Raw genomic sequence first — 18,786 nt, 5'->3', positions numbered from 1 at the left:
GGAGCAATTCCGTTCGGCGGAAAAAATTGGGAGAGGAAAGCGACGCTGGAGGAAGAAGGGCGGTGGGAAAGGGCCGCCGTCAGGCGGCCCAGCTGTCGGGCAGGATGTGGCTGGCGAGCGCCGCCAGCAGGTCTGCGGCACCGGCCGGGCCGCCATGGGCGCGGGCGACCTGACGGGCGAAGCCGGGAGAGGCCGGCATGATCTCGGCGCGGTTGTCCGCCCCGCGGTCCGCCGTCCGGCCGGCACCGTCCGCCGGGGCGCCGCCGCCATCCTGGGGAGCGCCCTGGTCCTGCTGGGGCTGGCCCTGCTGCTCGCCCTGTCCCTGTCCTTGCTGGCCCCGCGAGCCCTGGGTCCCCGGCTGTCCGGTCGCCGGACCACGGCCCTGTCCGGTGCCGAGACCGTTGCCCCGATCCTGACCAAGGCCCTGCCCTTGCCCCTGACCCTGACCGTTGTTCAGGCCGTTGCCCTGGATGCCGGTCTGGCCGGGAGTGCCCTGGCCGGTCTGGCTGCCGGTGGTGTTGCGCGTCGCGCCACCCGTGCCGCCGGTGCCGAGGCCGCTCCCCAAACCGTTTCCGCCCAAACCATTGCCGCCCAGGCCGGTGCCACCCAGACCGCTGCCGCCCAGGCCACCGCCCAATCCGCTGCCGGCGTTGGACGAACCGCCGCCGATGCTGTTCAGCGTCACCGAGCGGCCGGCGTCGGTGCTGGACGAGCTGCCGCCGATGCTGTTCAGCGTCACCGAGCGGCCGGCATCCGTGCTGGACGAGCTGCCGCCGATGTTGTTCAGCGTCACCGAACGGCCGGCATCCGTGCTGGACGCACTGCCGGGGGGGCCGCCGCCGTTGTTGGCGCCGCTGCTGCCTGGCAGGGTCGGTCCGGACCCGTTGGTGCCGGGGCCGCCCGACGCGCCGTTGGAGGACGGGCCGTTCGACGAAGAGCCGGTTCCTGCGCTGCTGGACTGCGACGGACCGTTGCCGCTGGTGGTGATGGGCGTGGTGGTTGCCGGGATGGTCGTGGTCGTGGCGCGGGCCACCGCGACCGTCACCGTCGTCGCGGCCGAGCTGTTGCCGGCAAGATCGCGGGCCTGGATGCTGATCGACCGGCTGGTCGCGGCACCGGCAAAGCTCGGATCGCCGGCGCTCGACCTCAGCCCGATCGCCCGCACCGCCGCCTGATAGTCGGCCGCCGATGCCGTGCCGGTCAGCACGATGCTGGTGCCGTCGCGGGTCGCGGTGATGCCGGCCGGCAGGGTGCCGATCACCAGCTCGTCGCCGTTGCGGGCGTCGGTCAGGGTAACCGTCACCCGGTTCAGCGAGCTGGCGTCCGACAGCGAAACCGCGGATCCCAGCGTCGCCGTCCCGCCGGCGCTCAGCGTCGGACCGGTCCCGCCGGTCGACACCGTCGGGGCCCGGGTGTCGACCGTCAGGCTCAGCGTGCCCGACCGGCCGATGTTGCCGGCGTTGTCGGTGGCGGTGGTGACGACGCTGTGGGTGCCGTCGGCCAGCGGGGTGGTGACGGCGAAGCTCCAGCGCCCGTCGCTGCCGGCCGTGGCCGTGCCGACGGCCACACCGTCGACGATGACGGCGACCGTGCTGTTCGGATCGGCGGTGCCGGTCAGGGTCGGGCGGGTGGCGGAGGTGACGTTGGCCGTGTTGTCGATGCCGCCGGCAACCGTCGGGATCGACAGCACCGGCGCCGTGGCGTCGATGGTCAGGGTCAGCGCCGCCGAGGTGCCGCTGCTGTTGCCGGCCCTGTCGGTCGCCCGGCTGGTGATGGCATGGGTGCCGTCGGCCAGCGGGGTGGTGGGCGTGAAGCTCCAGCTGCCGTCGGACCCGGCGATGGTGGTGCCGACCGCCACGCCGTCGACCAGGATGGTGACGGTGGCCCCAGCTTCCGCCGTGCCGCCCAGCGTCGGGCGGCTGAGGTTGGTCACCCCGTCGGTGGCGGAGACGCCGGTGTCCTGTCCGGGCGCCAGCACCGGGACCGAGGGAGTGTCCGGCGCAACGGTGTCGACCAGGACGTTCTGCAGGCCCGGCACGCCGGTCAGCGTCGAGGGCAGCGGGATGCGGGCCTTGTCGGTGATGCTGCCTCCGTTCAGGTTCAGGCCGGTGACGGCGATGCCGTCGGCGTCGCTGTCGCCCGCCTGCACCACATAGTCGAAGCGCAGGATCGACCCGCTGCTGGCTGCCGGGTTGTAGGCCGCCTGGCGGGTCTGGCCGCCGATGTCCAGCGTGATCGTCGGGGAGCCGTTGACGATCAGCACCTCGCTTGCCTGGATGTAGAAGCTCATCGTCTTGCCGACGCCGTAGGTGCCGTCGGTGGGGACGATGACGCTGCGGATCGACGGCGCCGTGGTGTCGATGGCGATGTCCTTGTTCAGCCCCAGCGACCGCAGGTCGCCCGGCGTCGCCAGGGTCAGGATGCCGGCGTTGCCGGCGATGTCGGTGATCGATCCCGTCAGCGCCGACGTGCCGCTGGCGTCCAGGTCGGCCACGGTGTCGCCGGCCTGCACCGTGTAGGTGAAGGTCAGCGTGCTGGTGCCGGCCCCGCTGCTGTAGCTGGCGGTGCGGCCGGTGTTCAGCGCCAGCGTCGGCGTGCCGTTAACGGTCACCGCCTCGCTGAAGGTCACCTGGATCGAGATGGTATCGCCGGTGGTGTAGGTGCCGTTCTCGGTGCTGGCGGTGACGGTGGTGACGGTGGGATGGACGCTGTCGATGCGCACGCCGGTCATGCTGGCGATGCCGTTCAGCGTGCGGACGGCGCTGTTGCCGACCAGATCGGCGATGCTGCCGCCGCTGATCGAGCCGCCGATGCCGATGCCGTCGGCGTCGATCAGATTGCTGCCGACGGTGTAGCGGAAGATCAGCGCGGTGCCGCCCGACCCCGACAGGTAGGTCGCCTGCACCACCGTGCCGTTGTCGAGCGTGATCCCGAAGGTCGGCGTGCCGGTGACGGTCACCGCCTCGTTGAAGGTGACGGTGACGTCGATGGTCTCGCCGGCCCGGTAGGTGCCGTTCACCGCCGAGACGGAGCTGATGGTCGGCGCCGCGGTGTCGATGACGATCGCCTTGTTGGCCCCCAGCGAATTGGCCGCCCCCGGCGTGGCCAGGGTCAGGATCGCGTCCAGGCTGGTGGAGCTGTCGGCGATGCTGCCGCCGTTCAGCGTCAGGGCGCTTGTCGAGGCATAGTCGAGGTCGGTCGAGCTGTCGCCGTCCTGCACCGTGTAGGTGAAGGTCAGCGTCGTCGTCCCCGACCCGCCGCTGTAGGTGGCGCTGCGGCCGGTCAGGCCCAGCGCCAGCAGCGGCGTGCCGGTGACCGTCACCGCTCGGCTGAAGGTGACGGTGATGGTGACGGTGCTGCCGGCCTTGTAGGTGCCGTCGGCGGTGGTGGAGGTGACCGACGAGACGGTCGGGTTGACGATGGCGTTCAGCACCAAGTCGTTGCCGGTGCCGCCGACATAGTCGACCGTGTAGAGGTCGCCGTTGCTGGTCAGCGTGGCGCCCTGCGCCAGCCCGGACAGCGTGTTGGAGACCGCCCCGGCGCCGGTTTGGTTGATGATCGTGTAGGTGGCGGCGTTGACGGCATTGAAGCCGTTGACGCGCGCTACGGTGAGGGCGCTGGATCCGCTGGCCAGCGTGACGCCGCCGCTGACGATCACCTGGTCGTAGGTGGTGCCGGGCGAGCCGGTGCCGGCGATCTCCACCGCCAGGGTGCCGCTCATCGCCAAATTGCCGTTGACGGTCAGCGCGCCGATGCCGCTGTTGGTGCCGGCGACGCCGGGCGCCAGCGTGGCGCCGGAGGCCACCGTCAGCGTGTTGGACGAACCGCTGGTGAAGAGGCTGCCGGTGCCGCCCAGCGTGGCGCCGGAGGCCACCGTCACGCCCATGGTGCCGTCGAGCGCCCCCGTCACCAGCAGCGTGCCCGCCGACACGGTGGTGGGGCCGCTGTAGCTGCTGGTGCCCGACAGGGTCAGCGTGCCGGTTCCGGTCTTGGTCAGGCCGTCGTTGCCGCCGATGGCGCCCGACAGGGTGACGGCGCCGGCGGTGTTGATGGTGGCGCCGTTGACCCCGGTGTCGAAAGCGTTGTCGATGGTGCCCGCCCCGGTCACCGTCAGCGTGCCGCCGTTCAGCGTCACGGTGCCGCTGCCCAGGTTGGCATCGCCGGCCACGCTCAGCGTGCCGCTGCCCCGCACCGTCGTGGTGCCGGTGAAGCCGCTGCTGTTGCTTCCCGACAGCGTCAGGGTGCCGGTGCCGTCGAGGGACAGCGTGCCGCTGCCGCTGATGGTGCCGGAGAAGGTGGTGGAGTTGTTGTTGATCCCGGTGGTCAGCGTGTTGGCGCCCAGCGCCACCGAACCGGCACCGGCGAGCGAGCCGATGGTCTCGTCGCTCGACAAGGTCAAGGTGGTGCCGGCGCCGACCGTCACCGCGCTGTCGTCGCCGATCGCCGAACCGCCCGACACCGTCAATCCGCCGCCCGACAGGGTGGTCGCACCGGAGTAGCTGCTGTTGCCCGACAGGGTCAGCGTGCCGGCCCCGATCTTGGTCAGGCCGCCGGTGCCGGTGATGGCACCGGAGAAGGTGGCGGTGCCGCTGGACAGGCCGACAGTCAGCGTGTGGCTGCCGAGCGTCACCGTGCCGGAGCCGGTGAGCGATCCAATGGTCTCGGCCGCCGCGAGGGTCAGGATGGCGCCGGAGTTCACCGTTACGGCGCTGCCGTCGCCGATGGCGCTGCCGCCCGCCGCCGTCAGGGTGCCGGCGCTGCTGGTGATCGACCCGCTGTGGCTGTTGCTGCCCGACAGGGTCAGCGTGCCGGTGCCGGCCTTGGTCAGGGCGCCGGTGCCGCTGAGGGTGCCGGAGAGGGTTAGGGCGTTGGTGGTCTTCACCGTGCCGCTGCCGGTCATGACGATGGCGTTGGTCAGGGTCTGGCTGGTCGCTGTGGTGGTCAGCGTGCCGCTGTTCAGCGTGATGGTGCCGCTGCCGATGGTGCCGGTCGTACCCAGTTCCACCTCGCCGCGCAGCGTGGTGCCGCCGGAGTAGCTGTTGCCGGCACTGCTCAGCGTCAGCTTACCGGAGTCGAGCTTGGTCAGGCCGCCGCTGCCGGTGATGGCGCCGGACAGGGTGACGGCGTTGGCGTTGGTGACGGAGGCGTCGGACGACAGGGTGATGGCGTTGTCGATGGTGGTGGCGCCGGTGACGGTCAGGCTGCCGCCGCTCATTGTCAGCGTACCGGTGCCGAGATTGGCGTCGCCCGCCACCTGCAGCATGCCGGCGTTGACGGTGATGCTGTTGATGCCGGTGTCGCCGCTGGCGGTGTTGTTGGTGCCGCCCAGCACCAGCGTGCCGCTGCCGCTCTTGGTCAAGGCCGCCGCATCGCTGGTGCCGTTGTCGGCCAGGGTCGAGTTGATGGTCAGCGTGTCGCCCTCACTGACGCTGACGCCGAAGCTGTTGCCCAGCGTGAAGCCGTTGCCAGTGATGGTGATCCCCCGGCTGTCGGTGTCGCTGTCCATCTCCAGCGTCACGCCGCTCCGCACTGTCAGGGTGCTGGGCAGCGTGATGGTGCCGGCCAACGTCCCGGCGAAGCGGATGGTGACGTTGCCCGAGACGGCGTTGGCGAGGGTGATCGCCTCCCGCAGGTCCAGGCCGCCGCCATCGGCCTTGTCGGCGGTGTAGGTGCCGGCCGGCGCGCTGCTGTCGATGGCGGTGACGTCGACCACCAGATCGTTCGTCACGCTGATGCTGAACGTCTTCTCAGAGGTGGCGGTGCCGTCGCCGACCTGCACGCGGACGGAATAGCTCTGCCCGCCGGTCAGGGTGGCGGCGTTGTTCGCGAGCAGCGCGGTGCCGGATATGGTGAACAGCGCGTTGTCGGTGTCGCCCGTGCCGCTGACCAGCGTGTAGGTCAGGGTCTGGCCGGTGTCGGCATCGGTGGCGGACAGGGTGCCGACCACCGCGTTGGTGCCGTCGAAGATGGTGACGGAGCTGTTCGACAGGGCGATGTCGGTCGGCGCGTCGTTGATCGAACTGGCGGTGACCACCGTGCTGCTGTTGGCGCTGCTGCTGCTCGTGCCGTCGCTGGCGGTCAGGGTGAAGGTGGTCTGCACCGTGCTGCCGGGCGCCACCTGGTTGTTGGTGGGGGTGAAGACCAGCGCCTGCAGCAGGGTCTGCAGGTCGCCCGGCGTGGTGGCGGTCAGTGTGTAGTTGCCGGCCGTGCCGGTCAGCCCGCCGCCGGCGCTGGACAGCGTGCCGTTGGCCGCGGTGTAGGCGATGGTGACGGTGAAGCTGCCGGTGCTGTCGTCGGTGTCGCCCACCGTTACGCTGCCGAAGGGCGTGGTGGTGGCGTTGTCGTCGACGGTGCCGGCGGTGGTGAAGGTGCCGGCCAGTGTCGGGGCCTGGTTGACCGGCCCGGTCAGCACGACGTCGTTGCTGTTGCTGCCGGCGGCATAGCTGACGGTGATCGACCCGCTGTTGAGGCTCAGCGTGGCGCCCGACGCCAGCCCGGTGAAGGTGCCGGTGACGGCATCGCTGCCGTCGTTGGCGATGATGACGAAGCTGTCGCCGTTCGCCGTCTTGGCCGGGACATAGGCGCCGCCAGTGGTCAGGGTGGCGCTGCCGACGTCGACCGCCCCGGTGACCGCCACCTGGTCGTAGTTGCTGGTGCTGGCCAGATCGACCGCCAGCGTGCCGCCCGACTGGATGGTCAGGCCGCCGTTGACGGTCAGGGTGCCGACGCCGTTGTTGGTGCCGGCGATGCCCGGCGACAGCGTGCCGCCGGACTGCACGGTCAGACCACCGTTGACGGTGCCCGTGCCTGCCAGCGTGCCGCCGTTGCCCACCGTGACCGCTCCGGCCGAAGCGCCGTTCAGGGTGCCGGTGACGACCATCGTGCCGGCGCCGACCGTGGTGGTGCCGGTGTAGGTGCCGGTGCCGGTGCCGGACAGGGTCAGCGTGCCGGCGCCCGACTTGGTCAGGTTGTAGGATCCGCTGATGGCGCCCGACAGGGTGAGCGCGTTGCCGGAGCCGACGCTGACGGTGCCGTGGCCGCTCCCCAGCGCGATGGCGTTGGCCAGCGTGACGGCGCTGCCGGTCACGTCCAGCGTGCCGCCGTTCAGCGTGATGCCGGCGCTGCCGATGTTGCCGGAACCGGTGATCGACAGGGTGCCGGCGCTGACGGTGGTGGTGCCGGTGTAGCCGTTGGTTCCGCTCAGCACCACCGTGCCGGCGCCGACCTTGGTCAGGTTGTAGGCGCCGGACACGGTGCCGCTGATCGTCAGCGTATCGCCGCTGTTGTAGGAGCCGATGTCGGCGTTCGCCCCCAAGGTGACGGTGCCGGTGATGGTGGCCGTTCCGCCGTTGACCTTCACCGCGCCGATCCCGGACGACACGCCGATGCCGCTGATCGTCAGGTTCTCGGCGATGGTCAGGCCGGTGCCGATGCGCAGGGTGGCGCCGCTGGCGACGGTGGTGCCGGCGGCGGTGCTGCCCAGCGCGTTGGCGTGGGTGATGTACAGGACGCCGGCGCCGACGGTGGTGGCCTCGGTATAGCTGTTGTCGCCCGACAGGGTCAGCATTCCGCTGCCGGCCTTGGTCAGGGCATAGGAACCGCTGACCACGCCCGACAGGGTCAGGCCGGTGCCCGACACGCCGATGGTGCTGTCGGCACCCATGGCGACGGTGCCGCTGACGGTGGCGCTGCCGCTGGTCACCTGCAGGGCGCCGGCCGACGACACGCCGGTGCCGGAGACGGTGAGGTTCTCCGCCAGCGTGACGCCGCTGGCGACCGCCAGGGTGGCGCCGCTGTCCACCGTGGTGCTGCCGGCGGTGGTGCCCAGCGCGTTGGCGTGGCCGGCGACCAGCGTGCCGGCGCTGATGGTGGTGGCGCCGGTGTAGCTGTTGTTGCCCGACAGGGTCAGGCTGCCGCTGCCCGCTTTGGTCAGGGCGTTGGCGCCGCTGACCACGCCGCTGATGGTCAGGGCGCTGGTGGTGGTGACGGTGGCGTCGGCGTTCAGCGTGACGGTGCCGCTGACCGTGTTGGTGCCGCTGGCGCTGATCAGCGCGCCGCCCGACGAAACGCCGCTGCCCGACAGGGTCAGGTTCTCGGCGACGGTGATGTTGCCCGACAGGGCCAGTGCGGCGCCGTCCGCCACCGTGGTGCCGCCGGTGGTGCTGCCCAGCGCGTTGGCGTGGTTGATCGTCACCGTACCGGCGTTGATGGTGAAGGCGCCGCTGAAGCCGCTGTTGTTGCCGGACAGGGCCAGGTCGCCGCCGGCGGCCTTGGTCAGGGTGCCCGACCCGCTGATGAGGCCGGAGATGGTGGCGCTGCCGCTGGGGGCGACGCTGATCGTGCCGGTGTTGCTGCCGATGGAGATGGCATTGTCGATGGTGCCGACGGCGCCGCTCAGCCGCAGCGTGCCGCCGTCCAGCGTCAGGGTGCCGGTGCCCAGGTTGCTGTCGCTGGAAACCAGCAACGTGCCGGAGGTGAGGGTGATACCGCCGGCGAAGCCGCTGCTGTTGGAGGTGCCGGACAGAGTCAGAGTCGTGGCGCCGCTATTGGCGCTCAGCGTCAGGCTGGACGCCGAGGTGCCGGTGATGGCACCGCTGAAGGTCTGGTTGCTCGTCAGGCTGAGGGTCAGCGCGTTGGCGCCCAGCGCCAGGGTGCCGCTGCCCGACAGGTTGCCGATGGTCTCGGTCGCCGAAGTGAGGCTCAGCGTGGCGCCCGACGCCACCGAAACCGCGCTGCTGTCGGCGAGCGCGGTACCGGCGCTGCTGTTCAGTGCCAGGGTGCCGGCGCTGACGGTGGTGGCGCCGGCGTAGCTGTTGGTGCCGGTCAGGGTCAGGGTGCCGGCGCCGGTCTTGGTGACGCCGCCGGTGCCGCTGATGATGCCGTCGAAGCTCGTGCTGGTGTTGGCGCCGCCGACGCTCAGCGTGTTGCCGCCCAGCGTGACGCTGCCGGATCCTGCCAGCGACCCGATGGTCTCCGCCCCCGACAGGTTCAGCGTGGCGCCCGCCGACACCGTCACGGCGCTGCCGTCGCCGATGCCGTCGGCGACCGTCAGCGTGCCGGCGCTGATGGTGGTGGCGCCGCTATAGTCGTTGCCGCCGGTCAGCGTCGCGGTGCCGGTACCGGTCTTGGCGATGGCGCCGGCGCCGGTGATCTTGCTGGCGACGGCCAGCGTGTCGCCGGTGCCGTTGGTCAGCGTCAGCGTGACGCCCGACGACACGGTGATGGTGCTGCCGGTTATGGTCAGGCCGCTGGCCGCATCGGCGTCGAAGGTCAGGTTCTCCGTCACCGCCAGGTCGGAGCCCAGCGTGATGCTGCCGCTGGCCAGCGAGGAGGCGAACTTGATCGTCTGGGTGCCGGTGGTGTCGGCCAGGGCGATGGCCACGGCCTCGCGCAGAGCGATGCCGTCCGCCACGCCGGTGCCGGCGGCGTCGGCGGTGTTGGTGACATAGATGGTGTCGCTGGTCACCGTCACGTCGGCGGTGGTGCTGCCGTCGTGCCCGTCGGTCATGCTGTAGCGGATGACGGTGTCGCCGGTCGGCGTGTCGTTCCGGTACAGGATGTTCCGCATCACCGTCTGGATCAGCGTCGCGGTGGCGCTGCCGTTGAAGGTGACGGTCAGGGTGCCGCCGGTGTTGCTGACGGTGCCGAAGACGGCGTTGGCATTGCCGGTATCCAGCAGGTTGCCGCCGCTTTCGGAGAAGGTGGCGTTGCTGTTGAACGAGAAAACGTCCGACGACAGCGGCACCGCGGTGCCGGAAACGGAACGCTGGACGGTCAGCACGCTGCCGCTCCAGCTGGCCGCGCCGTTCTCCGCATCCGAAACGGTGGCGTCGGTGCCGGAATCCAGCAGCACCGTGTTGCCTTCGCCGGCCCAGGCGACGCTGTCCCCGGTCAGGCTGCCGATCACCGGGTTGGCGTTGTGGCCCGACACGGTGATCCCGACGCCGGTGGAATCGGAGATGTCGCCATAGATCGTGCCGTTCCAGTCGTCGGCCGAGGCGATCTTGTAGCTGGTGGCGTCGGTGGCGCTGGTGCCGTCCTTGTTCAGCAGACCATCGATGCTGGTCTTGGTCCCCCCGCTCAGCGTGACGGAGAATCCGGTGGCGCTGGTGATCTCCACCGCGCCGCTCAGGGCGACGGCGCTGCCCGCCCCGCCCTGGCCGGTGATGGTCAGCTTCGACAGGTCGATGTCGTTCGTCGCCCCCGGCTGGTGGACCAGATTGGTGCCGGTCACCGTCAGCACGCCGGTCGTCGCGTTGTAGGTGACGGAGGTGATCGCCGGCTTCTGCGTGTTGGACACGGTGATGCCGTTGCCGGCGCTGTCCGCCGCCGCCGACAGCGTGCTGTCCCAGCCCGTCGCCGCCGCCAGATTATAGGTGGTCGTCCCCTGCGAACTGCCGCCGTCCTTGTTCAGCAGCCCTTCCACATAGGCCTGGTCGGTCGACCCCAGCGTGATGGTGAAGCTGTTGGAGCTGGGAGTGGAGGTGACCGAGGAATCGCTGGTCAGCGTGTAGGTGTTGCCGCCCTCGCCGGTCAGGGTGAGCTTGGTGACGTCGATGCTGTCGCCGTTGCCGATGTTGGTGCCGGTCACCACCAGCGTGTTGGTGCCGGCGTTGTAGGTGGCGGAGGTGATGGAGGGAGCGGTGTCGATGACGATGGCCTTGGAACCGCCCAGCGACGATCCGCTGCCGGTCGCCGGCAGGGTCAGCGTCGCGTCGTTGCCGGCCGCGTCCTTGATCGTCCCGCCGTTCAGCACCAGGGCGGAGGTGGACTGGTAATCCAGGTCGGACGACGTGTCGCCGGCCTGCACCGTATAGGTGAAGGTCAGCGTGTTGGTGCCCGTCCCGCTGACGTAATCGATCGTCCGGTCGGTGGTGCCGGTTTCCAGCGTCAGCCGCGGCGTGCCGGTGACCGTCACGTTTTCGGAGAAGGTCACCTGGACCGACACGGTGCTGCCGACGCCATAGGTGCCGTCTGCGGTGCTGGACGTGACGCTGGTGACCGTCGGCGTGACATCGTCGGTAACGGTGATGTTCGCGGTGTCGGTGTCGGTGGAAAAAGCGGTGGCGCCGCCGTTGGTGCTGGTGTCGGCCGTGCTGCCGGCGGTGCCGCTGGTCTGGTCCCAGGCGCGGAAGGTGACGGCGTTGCCGACCGTGCCGGCATAGCCGCTGTTGGCCTTGAAGAACAGGCGGGTATTGGCGTCTGCCTTCAAAAGCAGGGCGCTGGTGTTCGTGACGGCGCCGACCGAACTCCAGTTGCTGCCGCCGTCGGTGGTGTAGTACCAGCTGCCGTTGGACGCATCGACGGCGGTCAGGGCGATGCCGGTGGAGGCGCTGCTGTCGGCATCGGTTACGTTGCTCAATGCACCGCCGCTGTCGATCAGCGACGACACCAGCGTGCCGACGGCCCCGCTAGGCGTGTTCACCGCAGCAGACTGGTTCTCGCCGCTTAGGACGGGAGTCTTGCTGGCATCAAGGACGGGAGCGGTGTTGGTTGGTCCTGTAGCGACCGTAGCAAGAAGTAGCTTATCAAGCTCCATTTTCACAATGCTTGAGTCATAAGAAATAGTAAAGCTTGTAATGTCTTTGAACTCTGCTAGGGATGTGAAGTCTGTAGATTGCTTCAATTGCTCCGCGTAGCTTCCGGAAAATGTGGCAGTCCCGCCGCCGGATTTTGTGGCTGTAAAAGTGACAGTAATTACTTGGGAAGTGGTTGATGGAAGATCAAAAGCAAAATCAAAAGAGGAAAGCCCGAATGCACTTCCATCGTTGCTTGTAAAAGTCAAACTGCTTATAAGTCCAGTTCCGCCTCCAATATAAAGAGATGCATCTCCGGTTCCGCTCATGCCGGTTTGAGTAGAATTGTTGATAGTATAAGTAATTGCATTAGTTCCACTGCTGACGACGGACAGGTTGAGTCCGCTCTTAGTAGCGCCAGCGCCTCCGTCGGCAGAAATATCAATTGCGCTAACATTATTCGCTGGACTAGCTACAGTAAAATTAGATGATCCAAACTCCATGACGGTACCTTTTAATGGCGCCGTCAGCAATGTGGAAAAGGATGCCGTTGCATCACTGGTGAACGGATTCGAAGCTTCGATGCTGCCGCTTGCCTTTTCCAGCGCCCAGTCGCCGCCCTGCTGTATTGGACCTGTGCTGTTGGTCGAGGCCGCGACATCCGCATGTGTCGCGTCCGCCATGGCGGAGAGAAAGGCGTCCCCCCTGCCGCCCGCGACTTGGCATCCGTAAAGAAGGAGATCCCCGTCCGAGGTGAGCGCCGCTCCCACTGCCGCCAAATCGGCTCCCCTCTGCTGCACCGACTGGCTGTCCAGCGTCAGCGTTCCGAGATTCACATAGCCTTCGTTGCCGTGACTCACGATGTGGATGGCGTCGTATCCATGATGCGTCTCCGCCCATCGTGCCATCTGCGACAAGCCGTCCTGGGAGGTGTCGAGCAGCACGACCTCGACCCCGGCCTTCGCCCCTTCCGCCAGGGATTGCCAGCCGGCAACGTTCCGGTCGATGAACACCGCTTCCTTGCGCCCACCGTTCGCCAACGGTTCGGCGTCACGAAAGATCTGCGGAGACGGCACCGCATCGGCCACTGGAGCGGAGACGGCGAGTGCCACCACATCCGCGATGGCCGTCTTCGTTGCATCGTGGTCGGTCGCCGCCGTGTCGGTGTGGATGTCCGGTTGAACCGTGGCCGTGGGATCGGCTGCCGTCGCCACGCCGGCGGCGTCGAACATGAAGCGCGGTTCCAGCGCCATTGCGAACATGGAGGAGGACGGTTTGCGCGTCTTGCCGGCGCCGCCGTTTCCGCCAACGCCCTTCGCACCGTACTTGCGCGCCATAGCCCTTCTCCCCGACATTCCCCGCTACACCGGAAGCGGTTATCCATAAGTATGAGATTGCAGGGACGATACCACTTCGTCACGTCTCCGTACAACGATCGGAAACCTCACGGTTGCAGAATCCTTGACTCATTTTTGCCCGATTCGCATCCCTGCATGACAAGATGCGCGCTTCATTTTGCAGTACTTCGCTGATTATTGTTTCAAAAGTTTCAGCTTTGTCATGACAACCAGCTTAAGTCATGAAGCAGACAGCCGAGACTGCATACTGTGGTATGGCGCCCCTGCATAAACATGCCGCCTCTTGGTTTGCATAGATAGAAAAGTAACTTTTTATTCAGAAATTACGGATGAACTATCGCGATTAGGGTATATTCCTTTATTTTCTCTACCGTTCCAGCGCGGGAGCCTCCGTTCCAACCGGTGGGTGCTCGTCGCCGCTCGCTTCAATTGGCATCAATCGGTTCGGAGATTTCCCCATGGACGCCTATATCGGCCTGATCTTCCCATTTGCCGGCGCCTTCGCACCGCAGGGAACCGCGCAATGCCAGGGTCAGCAAATGGCCATACAGCAGAACCAGGCGTTGTTTTCGATCGTCTACAACATGTATGGCGGTGATGCCCGAACCACTTTCAATCTGCCGGACCTGCGCGGCCGCATCCTCGTCGGCGCCGGTGCCAGCCCGTTTTTGAACACGACCCTCAATCCCGGCAGTTCCGGTGGTGCGGCGACCAGCACGCTCAACCTGGCCAACCTGCCACTGCACACGCACAACGCCACCTTCACGCCGGGCGGCGGCTCCTCCACCTCCACCATCAACGCCACCGTGTCGATCCCGATTTCAACGGCGCAGGCCAATCTGCCGACGCCGGCGGCCGGCACCAACTATCTCGGCGGCGTCAAGGTCAGCGACGCCGCCAACTTCACCGATTGGCAGACCGAAGGCCCCTACACCACCACCCCCGGCAGCGGTGCGAACCTGACCGGCACCGCCACCGGCACCGTCACGGTGTCCGGCGCCGGCGGCACGGTCACCGTGTCGCCGGGCGGCGGTCAGGCGGTGCCGATGCCCTTCACCAACGTGCAGCCCTATCTGGCGCTCACCATGTACATCGTCACCCTTGGCTATTATCCGACCCGCGACTGACGGCCCGCGACTGACGGTTGGCTGTAATGGCAACGTGCCCATCAGCATTCCCGCGGACAGCCGTGGGCGCTGACTTGGCCGTCCGGTTCCTTGCCCATCCTGCCAGGGTCTACCCCGCTGCCGCCTTTCCCACCCTTCATCCGCGAAGGCCTTCAACGGATCTTCGATCCGCGTGATGCCGTCAGTGCCGGCTTTGCCGGCGCAAGAGGCCGGATCCAGCCCGCTCAATTACCGATCTGCGGAGCTTTCCGGGTCCCAGCCTTCGTGGAGGTGATGGTGAGAGAGGTGGCGGCCAGCCGGGCCGGAGACGTCTCCGTCATTCTCTTGGCAGCGCAACGCGCGCACGCAAAAAGGGATAAAAAAAGTCAACCTATAAATTTAATCTGAATATTTTTGGTCTTATATCTCTTTAGGAGAATATCTGCATATATTTTCCACAGCGTTCAGCCTTCGGCCCGCGTCCCGTTTCACGGCGGCGCGTCATTGTCCGCTTCAATCAGCCATAATCACATCGGAGGTTTCGTCATGGAAGCTTATCTCGGCCTGATCTTCCCGTTCGCCGGCGCCTTCGCACCGCAGGGCACCGTCCAGTGTTGGGGCCAGGACCTGCCCCAGGGGCAGAATCAGGCGCTGTTCGCGATCATCGGCACCATGTACGGCGGCACCAGCCCGAACTTCAAGATGCCGGACCTGCGCGGTCGCGTCCTCATGGGATCCGGCCTCAGCCCCTATCTGGGCAACGTGAACGTGGCCGTCGCTTCCAGCGGCGGTGCGGCGGCCAGCACGCTCAGCTTGGCCAACCTGCCGCTGCACACGCACAACGCCACCTTCACGCCGGGCGGCGGCTCCTCCACCTCCACCATCAACGCCACCGTGTCGATCCCGATTTCAACGGCGCAGGCCAATCTGCCGACGCCGGCAGCCGGCACCAACTATCTCGGCGGCGTCAAGGTCAGCGACGCCGCCAACTTCACCGATTGGCAGACCGAAGGCCCCTACACCACCACCCCCGGCAGCGGTGCGAACCTGACCGGCACCGCCACCGGCACCGTCACCGTCACCGGCGCCGGCGGCACGGTCAACGTGTCGCCGGGCGGCGGTCAGGCGGCGCCGGCTGCGTTCACGAACCTGCAGCCCTATCTGGCCGTCACCATGTACATCGTCACCATGGGTCTTTTCCCGACCCGCGACTGACGATAGGCTGGCGCCCCGGTTCCGCGTTCCGCGGGCCGGGGCGTTTTCCGATCCGCAAGAGCCGCGGAACGCCACCCTGTCCCCGGAACGCCCGCCATGACCGCCGATTACAGCACGCTGTCCGCCGAACGCTTCACCCCCCATGTCGGCCAGGCCTTCCGATTCCTGGCGCCGGAGGACCGGTCCCCGATCGCCGAGGTCGAACTGACCCTGGTCCTCGAACGGCCGGAGTTCACCCCCCGCTGGGCGAAGCGGACATCCTTCGCCTTGACGTTCGAAACGCCGGGAGAGAGCGGGGTGGGGAACGGCAATTTCCTGATCGATCACCCGACCGAGGGGGCGATGGGGCCGTTCTTCGTCGTCCGGTCGATTCCGCGCGACCCGGCGCGCGCCTGCTTCGAACTCGTCCTGAACTGACCGCCGCGCCGCGATCGGTCACCGCGATCAGCCTTTGCGGACCGCCGTTCCCGTCCTGCGGAAGCGGCGGTTCCCATTTCAGGGGCCGGCTCAGAGGCCGACCTTCTGCGCAGTGGCCGGCACGCCCTGCCGCATCTGGGGCGGAAGGATCTGCGGCGGCAGATGCTGGATGCCCGGATGGCCGGGCGGCAACCAGATCAGTTCCAGCATCGGCGGGGCCTGCACCAGCATGTCGAATCCCAGCCGGTGATAGAACCAGTGGACCCGTGTGTCGGTCTCGCTCACCGACAGGGTCATGGGCAGGCGAAGCTGCATCGCCGAGCCTTGCAGGCTGCGCAGCAGGTTGGTGCCGATGCCCTTGCCGCGGGCCAGCTTGTGGATCTCCACCTCGGCCACGCGCCAATCCCAGCGTCCCAGATCCATGACGATCCGGCCCACCGCCTGACCGGTCTTCTCCACCACGAAATCCAGATGCTGCGGGTAGCGGGTTTCCTGCCCGATCCGCATGGCGCTGTACTGCTGCTCGTAAAGGGTGCGGATGAAATCGCGGTCGTGGTGGGCCTGGGCGAGCCAGGGACGGGCGTCCATGAACAGGCCCAGCAGGAAATCATCGTCCGACGGCCGGGGAGGGCGCATCGACAGCCCACCGAGCAGCGGCAGAGATCCTTCAAATCCGGCCATCGGCCACGACCTTTCCGGTAGCGCAAGTATCGGAAATGAATAGCCTGGGATGCATCGGTAAAGCAAGGATCTCGCTTCTGGCCACCGACCGGCGGAGCGGAAGCGTTTTCTTACCCAAAGGTTTCCAGGACGGCCATTCAGGGGGATGCGGCATGGGCATGCCGCAGCTCCGGCCGTGACGGGCTCAACCGTTGCGATGCCCCCGAACACTGGTATGTTGATCTGCGAGACGGACAGGGACAGGCGATGCACAGTTGGTATTTCGTCGGCGACAGCCATGTCCAGTCCTTCGAGATCGCGGCCACCTTCGGTCTGTTCCGCCGCCGGTCCCGGTTCCTGATCGTCCCCGGCGCTACCGCTGTCGGCCTGCGCAATCCGGAAAGCCAGACCCAGGCCATCGTCCATTTCCAAAAGGCATTGCTGCCTGTTCTGCCGGGCGTCGTTCCGGTCATCCAGCTTGGCGAGGTCGATTGCGGATTCGTCATCTGGTGGCGGGCCCAGACCCTTGGCGAGCCGGTGGAGGCGCAATTGGCGGCCTCCATAGCCGCTTATGCAAATTTCCTCGATACGCTGATCGACGCCGGCTACAGCCGGATCGTGGTGACCGGAGCCGTTCCTCCCACCATCCCGGATGGCCATCGCCATGGGGCGGTGGCGCGTGCCCGTCACGCGGTGACCGCAAGCCTGCGCGAACGCACCGACCTGACGATACGCTACAACCAGCTGCTTGCGGCGGAAGCGGCCCGGCGGAACCTCCTCTATACCGACATTCTGGCGCGTGTCCTGGACGTTGGAACAGGCGTGATCGCCGACGCCTACCGCAGCCCCACCCCCGGCGACCACCACCTGCATCCGATCCAAGGCGCCCATGCCTGGGCCGAGGCGATCGACAAGCTGGAGATTTGACCCGGACGGATGCTCCTCATCGCGCGCCGCGTTGTGACGGATGCCGGGTTTCCATCACCGCGAAGGCAATCAGCAGCCGCCGCTCGCAGGGGGCGGCAACCGGTTCCACTCCATGGAACGAGCGGTCGGACGGCGCATAGGCCAGCAGATGGTTGGGCCGGTAAGGAGCCTGGGCCACCAAGTCGAAATCGGCGCGCGGGTATCGGTCCATTCCCCGTCCGCGAAAATCAGGATCGCGAGGACGGTACAGCGCCGTGCCCAATTGCGGTGCTTGCGGATTTGACAAGGCGCCGTCCGCCGGCATGTAGAGCAGCATCGAGAACAGTGTCGCCTCGATGTCCGTGTGCGGCAACATGGCGTGGCTGGTGTGGTCCTCGATGATGCGGACGTTCAGCACCGGCGGTGCATCGACCCAGGCCAGCTTGTCGCGAACCTGCGGAAAGCGCTCGGCCATCAGCGCGACGACATCGGGGTTGAACAGGCAGTCGCGCACTGCACGCCATGTCAGCGCCCGCTCACCGCCGCATTGGGCCAGCCAACGGTCGGTCAACTGGACCTGATGACGCGACGGCAGCTCGTCGGTCTGAAAGACACCGAAGGCTGCGGGGTCCGGCCATTGGGCGCAGGCGCGGGCGTAGAGATCGGCGGGCAGGAAATCCGATACGAGCAGATGGGGGAAAGGATCGGTATTGATCGCTGCGTCGGACAATCGGTTCAAAGCATACGATGCGTCGGCGGTCATGCACCCTCCCGATACGGGTCCGTTCAATATACGTGTAAAATAGGTCATAAACACACGCGTAAGGGAAGGGCGTTCGGTCGCCGGAGAGGGCGGCTGCACAAACGGCGAAGCCTGCGCTATAACCAGAGGACGACAACCCTCGGAATGAAGAGAGTCCTCTGATGCGTGCCCACACCCGTTTTTCCCGTATCGCTGCCGTCGCCGTGCTTGCGCTGTCGACCACGCTGGCCGGCTGCCAGACCGGTTCGATGGGCACCAAGGAGGGGTTCGGCACCGTCGGCGGCGCCGTCGCCGGCGGCCTGATCGGCTCGCGCTTCGGCGGCGGCTCGGGCAAGCTGGTGGCGGTCGGCATCGGCACGCTCCTGGGCGCCTTCGCCGGGCGCGAACTCGGTGCCTCGCTCGACCGTGCCGACCAGGCCTATGCCGACCGTGCCGCGGCCCAGGCCTACAGCGCCCCCATCGGCCAGCGGATCACCTGGAACAACCCGCAGTCCGGCAACCAGGGCGTCATCGTGCCGGTCAAGGACGGCTATGACGGCTCCGGCGCCTATTGCCGCGAGTTCCAGCAGACCATCGTCGTCGGCGGCCGCACCGAACAGGCCTTCGGTACCGCCTGCCGCCAGCCCGACGGGTCGTGGAAGATCGTGGGGTGAGGGGAGCCTCCGCTTCGAACACGCCATTCCCGGGCGGCTGGAAAGGCCCGTGCCGGCAGTGTATCTTGCGGTAGCCTGCTGCAATGTAGCGGCCGTCAGATTTTCGCCTGCTTAACTTTGCTTATGCATTGTTTTGCCGGGCAGTACCCAGGCAGTCTCCGGTTCTGTACGGTCGCTGCGTCGCAAGATTCT

At 67.3% G+C, this 18,786-nt stretch carries 8 protein-coding genes and 1 pseudogene; 5 read left to right on the top strand and 4 right to left on the bottom strand.

The genetic code is table 11. The features are described 5' to 3' along the window. Positions 1-79: 79 nt before the first annotated feature. Together B9N97_RS07700 and B9N97_RS36680 are read right to left on the bottom strand one after the other, a co-directional pair. Entirely contained in the window at positions 80-11,425 is an 11,346-nt protein-coding gene (locus tag B9N97_RS07700; protein ID WP_280174749.1) for an autotransporter-associated beta strand repeat-containing protein, read from the bottom strand. A gap of 630 nt (positions 11,426-12,055) precedes the next feature. Beyond that, a pseudogene (locus B9N97_RS36680) lies at positions 12,056-12,748 on the bottom strand (DUF4347 domain-containing protein); the annotation flags it as partial. Positions 12,749-13,332: 584 nt separating this feature from the next. On the opposite strand from B9N97_RS36680, the gene B9N97_RS07695 reads away from it, so the two are divergent. From B9N97_RS07695 to B9N97_RS07685, 3 genes are all read left to right on the top strand, one after another. Continuing rightward, entirely contained in the window at positions 13,333-14,001 is a 669-nt protein-coding gene (locus B9N97_RS07695; protein WP_085085022.1) for a phage tail protein, read from the top strand. A gap of 525 nt (positions 14,002-14,526) precedes the next feature. Next, positions 14,527-15,195 carry a phage tail protein gene (locus tag B9N97_RS07690; RefSeq protein WP_085085020.1) on the top strand — a complete coding sequence of 223 codons (669 nt, stop codon included), beginning with the start codon at positions 14,527-14,529 and terminating at the stop codon, positions 15,193-15,195. A gap of 96 nt (positions 15,196-15,291) precedes the next feature. After that, entirely contained in the window at positions 15,292-15,612 is a 321-nt protein-coding gene (locus B9N97_RS07685) for a DUF6916 family protein (protein ID WP_085085018.1), read from the top strand. 90 nt (positions 15,613-15,702) lie between these two features. Here the strand turns inward: B9N97_RS07685 and B9N97_RS07680 are convergent, their stop codons facing one another. Continuing rightward, positions 15,703-16,293, bottom strand: a complete 591-nt coding sequence (locus tag B9N97_RS07680) for a GNAT family N-acetyltransferase (RefSeq protein ID WP_085085016.1) — start codon at positions 16,291-16,293, stop codon at positions 15,703-15,705. 246 nt (positions 16,294-16,539) lie between these two features. Here B9N97_RS07680 and B9N97_RS07675 point away from each other — a divergent pair, with 246 nt between their 5' ends. Next, positions 16,540-17,199, top strand: coding sequence for an SGNH/GDSL hydrolase family protein (locus tag B9N97_RS07675; RefSeq protein ID WP_085085014.1), 660 nt, complete (start codon positions 16,540-16,542; stop codon positions 17,197-17,199). A gap of 16 nt (positions 17,200-17,215) precedes the next feature. Here B9N97_RS07675 and B9N97_RS07670 read toward each other — a convergent pair whose 3' ends face one another. Next, positions 17,216-17,941: a hypothetical protein gene (locus B9N97_RS07670; protein WP_085085012.1), complete on the bottom strand. Its 726-nt coding sequence runs from the start codon at positions 17,939-17,941 to the stop codon at positions 17,216-17,218. A gap of 161 nt (positions 17,942-18,102) precedes the next feature. On the opposite strand from B9N97_RS07670, the gene B9N97_RS07665 reads away from it, so the two are divergent. Then, positions 18,103-18,594 carry an RT0821/Lpp0805 family surface protein gene (locus tag B9N97_RS07665; protein ID WP_085085010.1) on the top strand — a complete coding sequence of 164 codons (492 nt, stop codon included), beginning with the start codon at positions 18,103-18,105 and terminating at the stop codon, positions 18,592-18,594. The last annotated feature ends 192 nt before the right edge of the window (positions 18,595-18,786 follow it).

It is taken from the genome of Azospirillum oryzae (assembly GCF_900177515.1).
GTDB lineage: Bacteria > Pseudomonadota > Alphaproteobacteria > Azospirillales > Azospirillaceae > Azospirillum > Azospirillum oryzae_A.
The sequence above is the reverse complement of the archived record's forward strand: the minus strand, read 5'-3'. Positions and strand labels throughout refer to the sequence as shown.

Coding starts and splice junctions, on each gene's coding strand:
- B9N97_RS07690 (WP_085085020.1), top strand. CDS start 14,527: ATGGAAGCTTATCTCGGCCTGATCTTCCCGTTCGCCGGCGCCTTCGCA.
- B9N97_RS07695 (WP_085085022.1), top strand. CDS start 13,333: ATGGACGCCTATATCGGCCTGATCTTCCCATTTGCCGGCGCCTTCGCA.
- B9N97_RS07670 (WP_085085012.1), bottom strand. CDS start 17,941: ATGACCGCCGACGCATCGTATGCTTTGAACCGATTGTCCGACGCAGCG.
- B9N97_RS07665 (WP_085085010.1), top strand. CDS start 18,103: ATGCGTGCCCACACCCGTTTTTCCCGTATCGCTGCCGTCGCCGTGCTT.
- B9N97_RS07685 (WP_085085018.1), top strand. CDS start 15,292: ATGACCGCCGATTACAGCACGCTGTCCGCCGAACGCTTCACCCCCCAT.
- B9N97_RS07680 (WP_085085016.1), bottom strand. CDS start 16,293: ATGGCCGGATTTGAAGGATCTCTGCCGCTGCTCGGTGGGCTGTCGATG.
- B9N97_RS07675 (WP_085085014.1), top strand. CDS start 16,540: ATGCACAGTTGGTATTTCGTCGGCGACAGCCATGTCCAGTCCTTCGAG.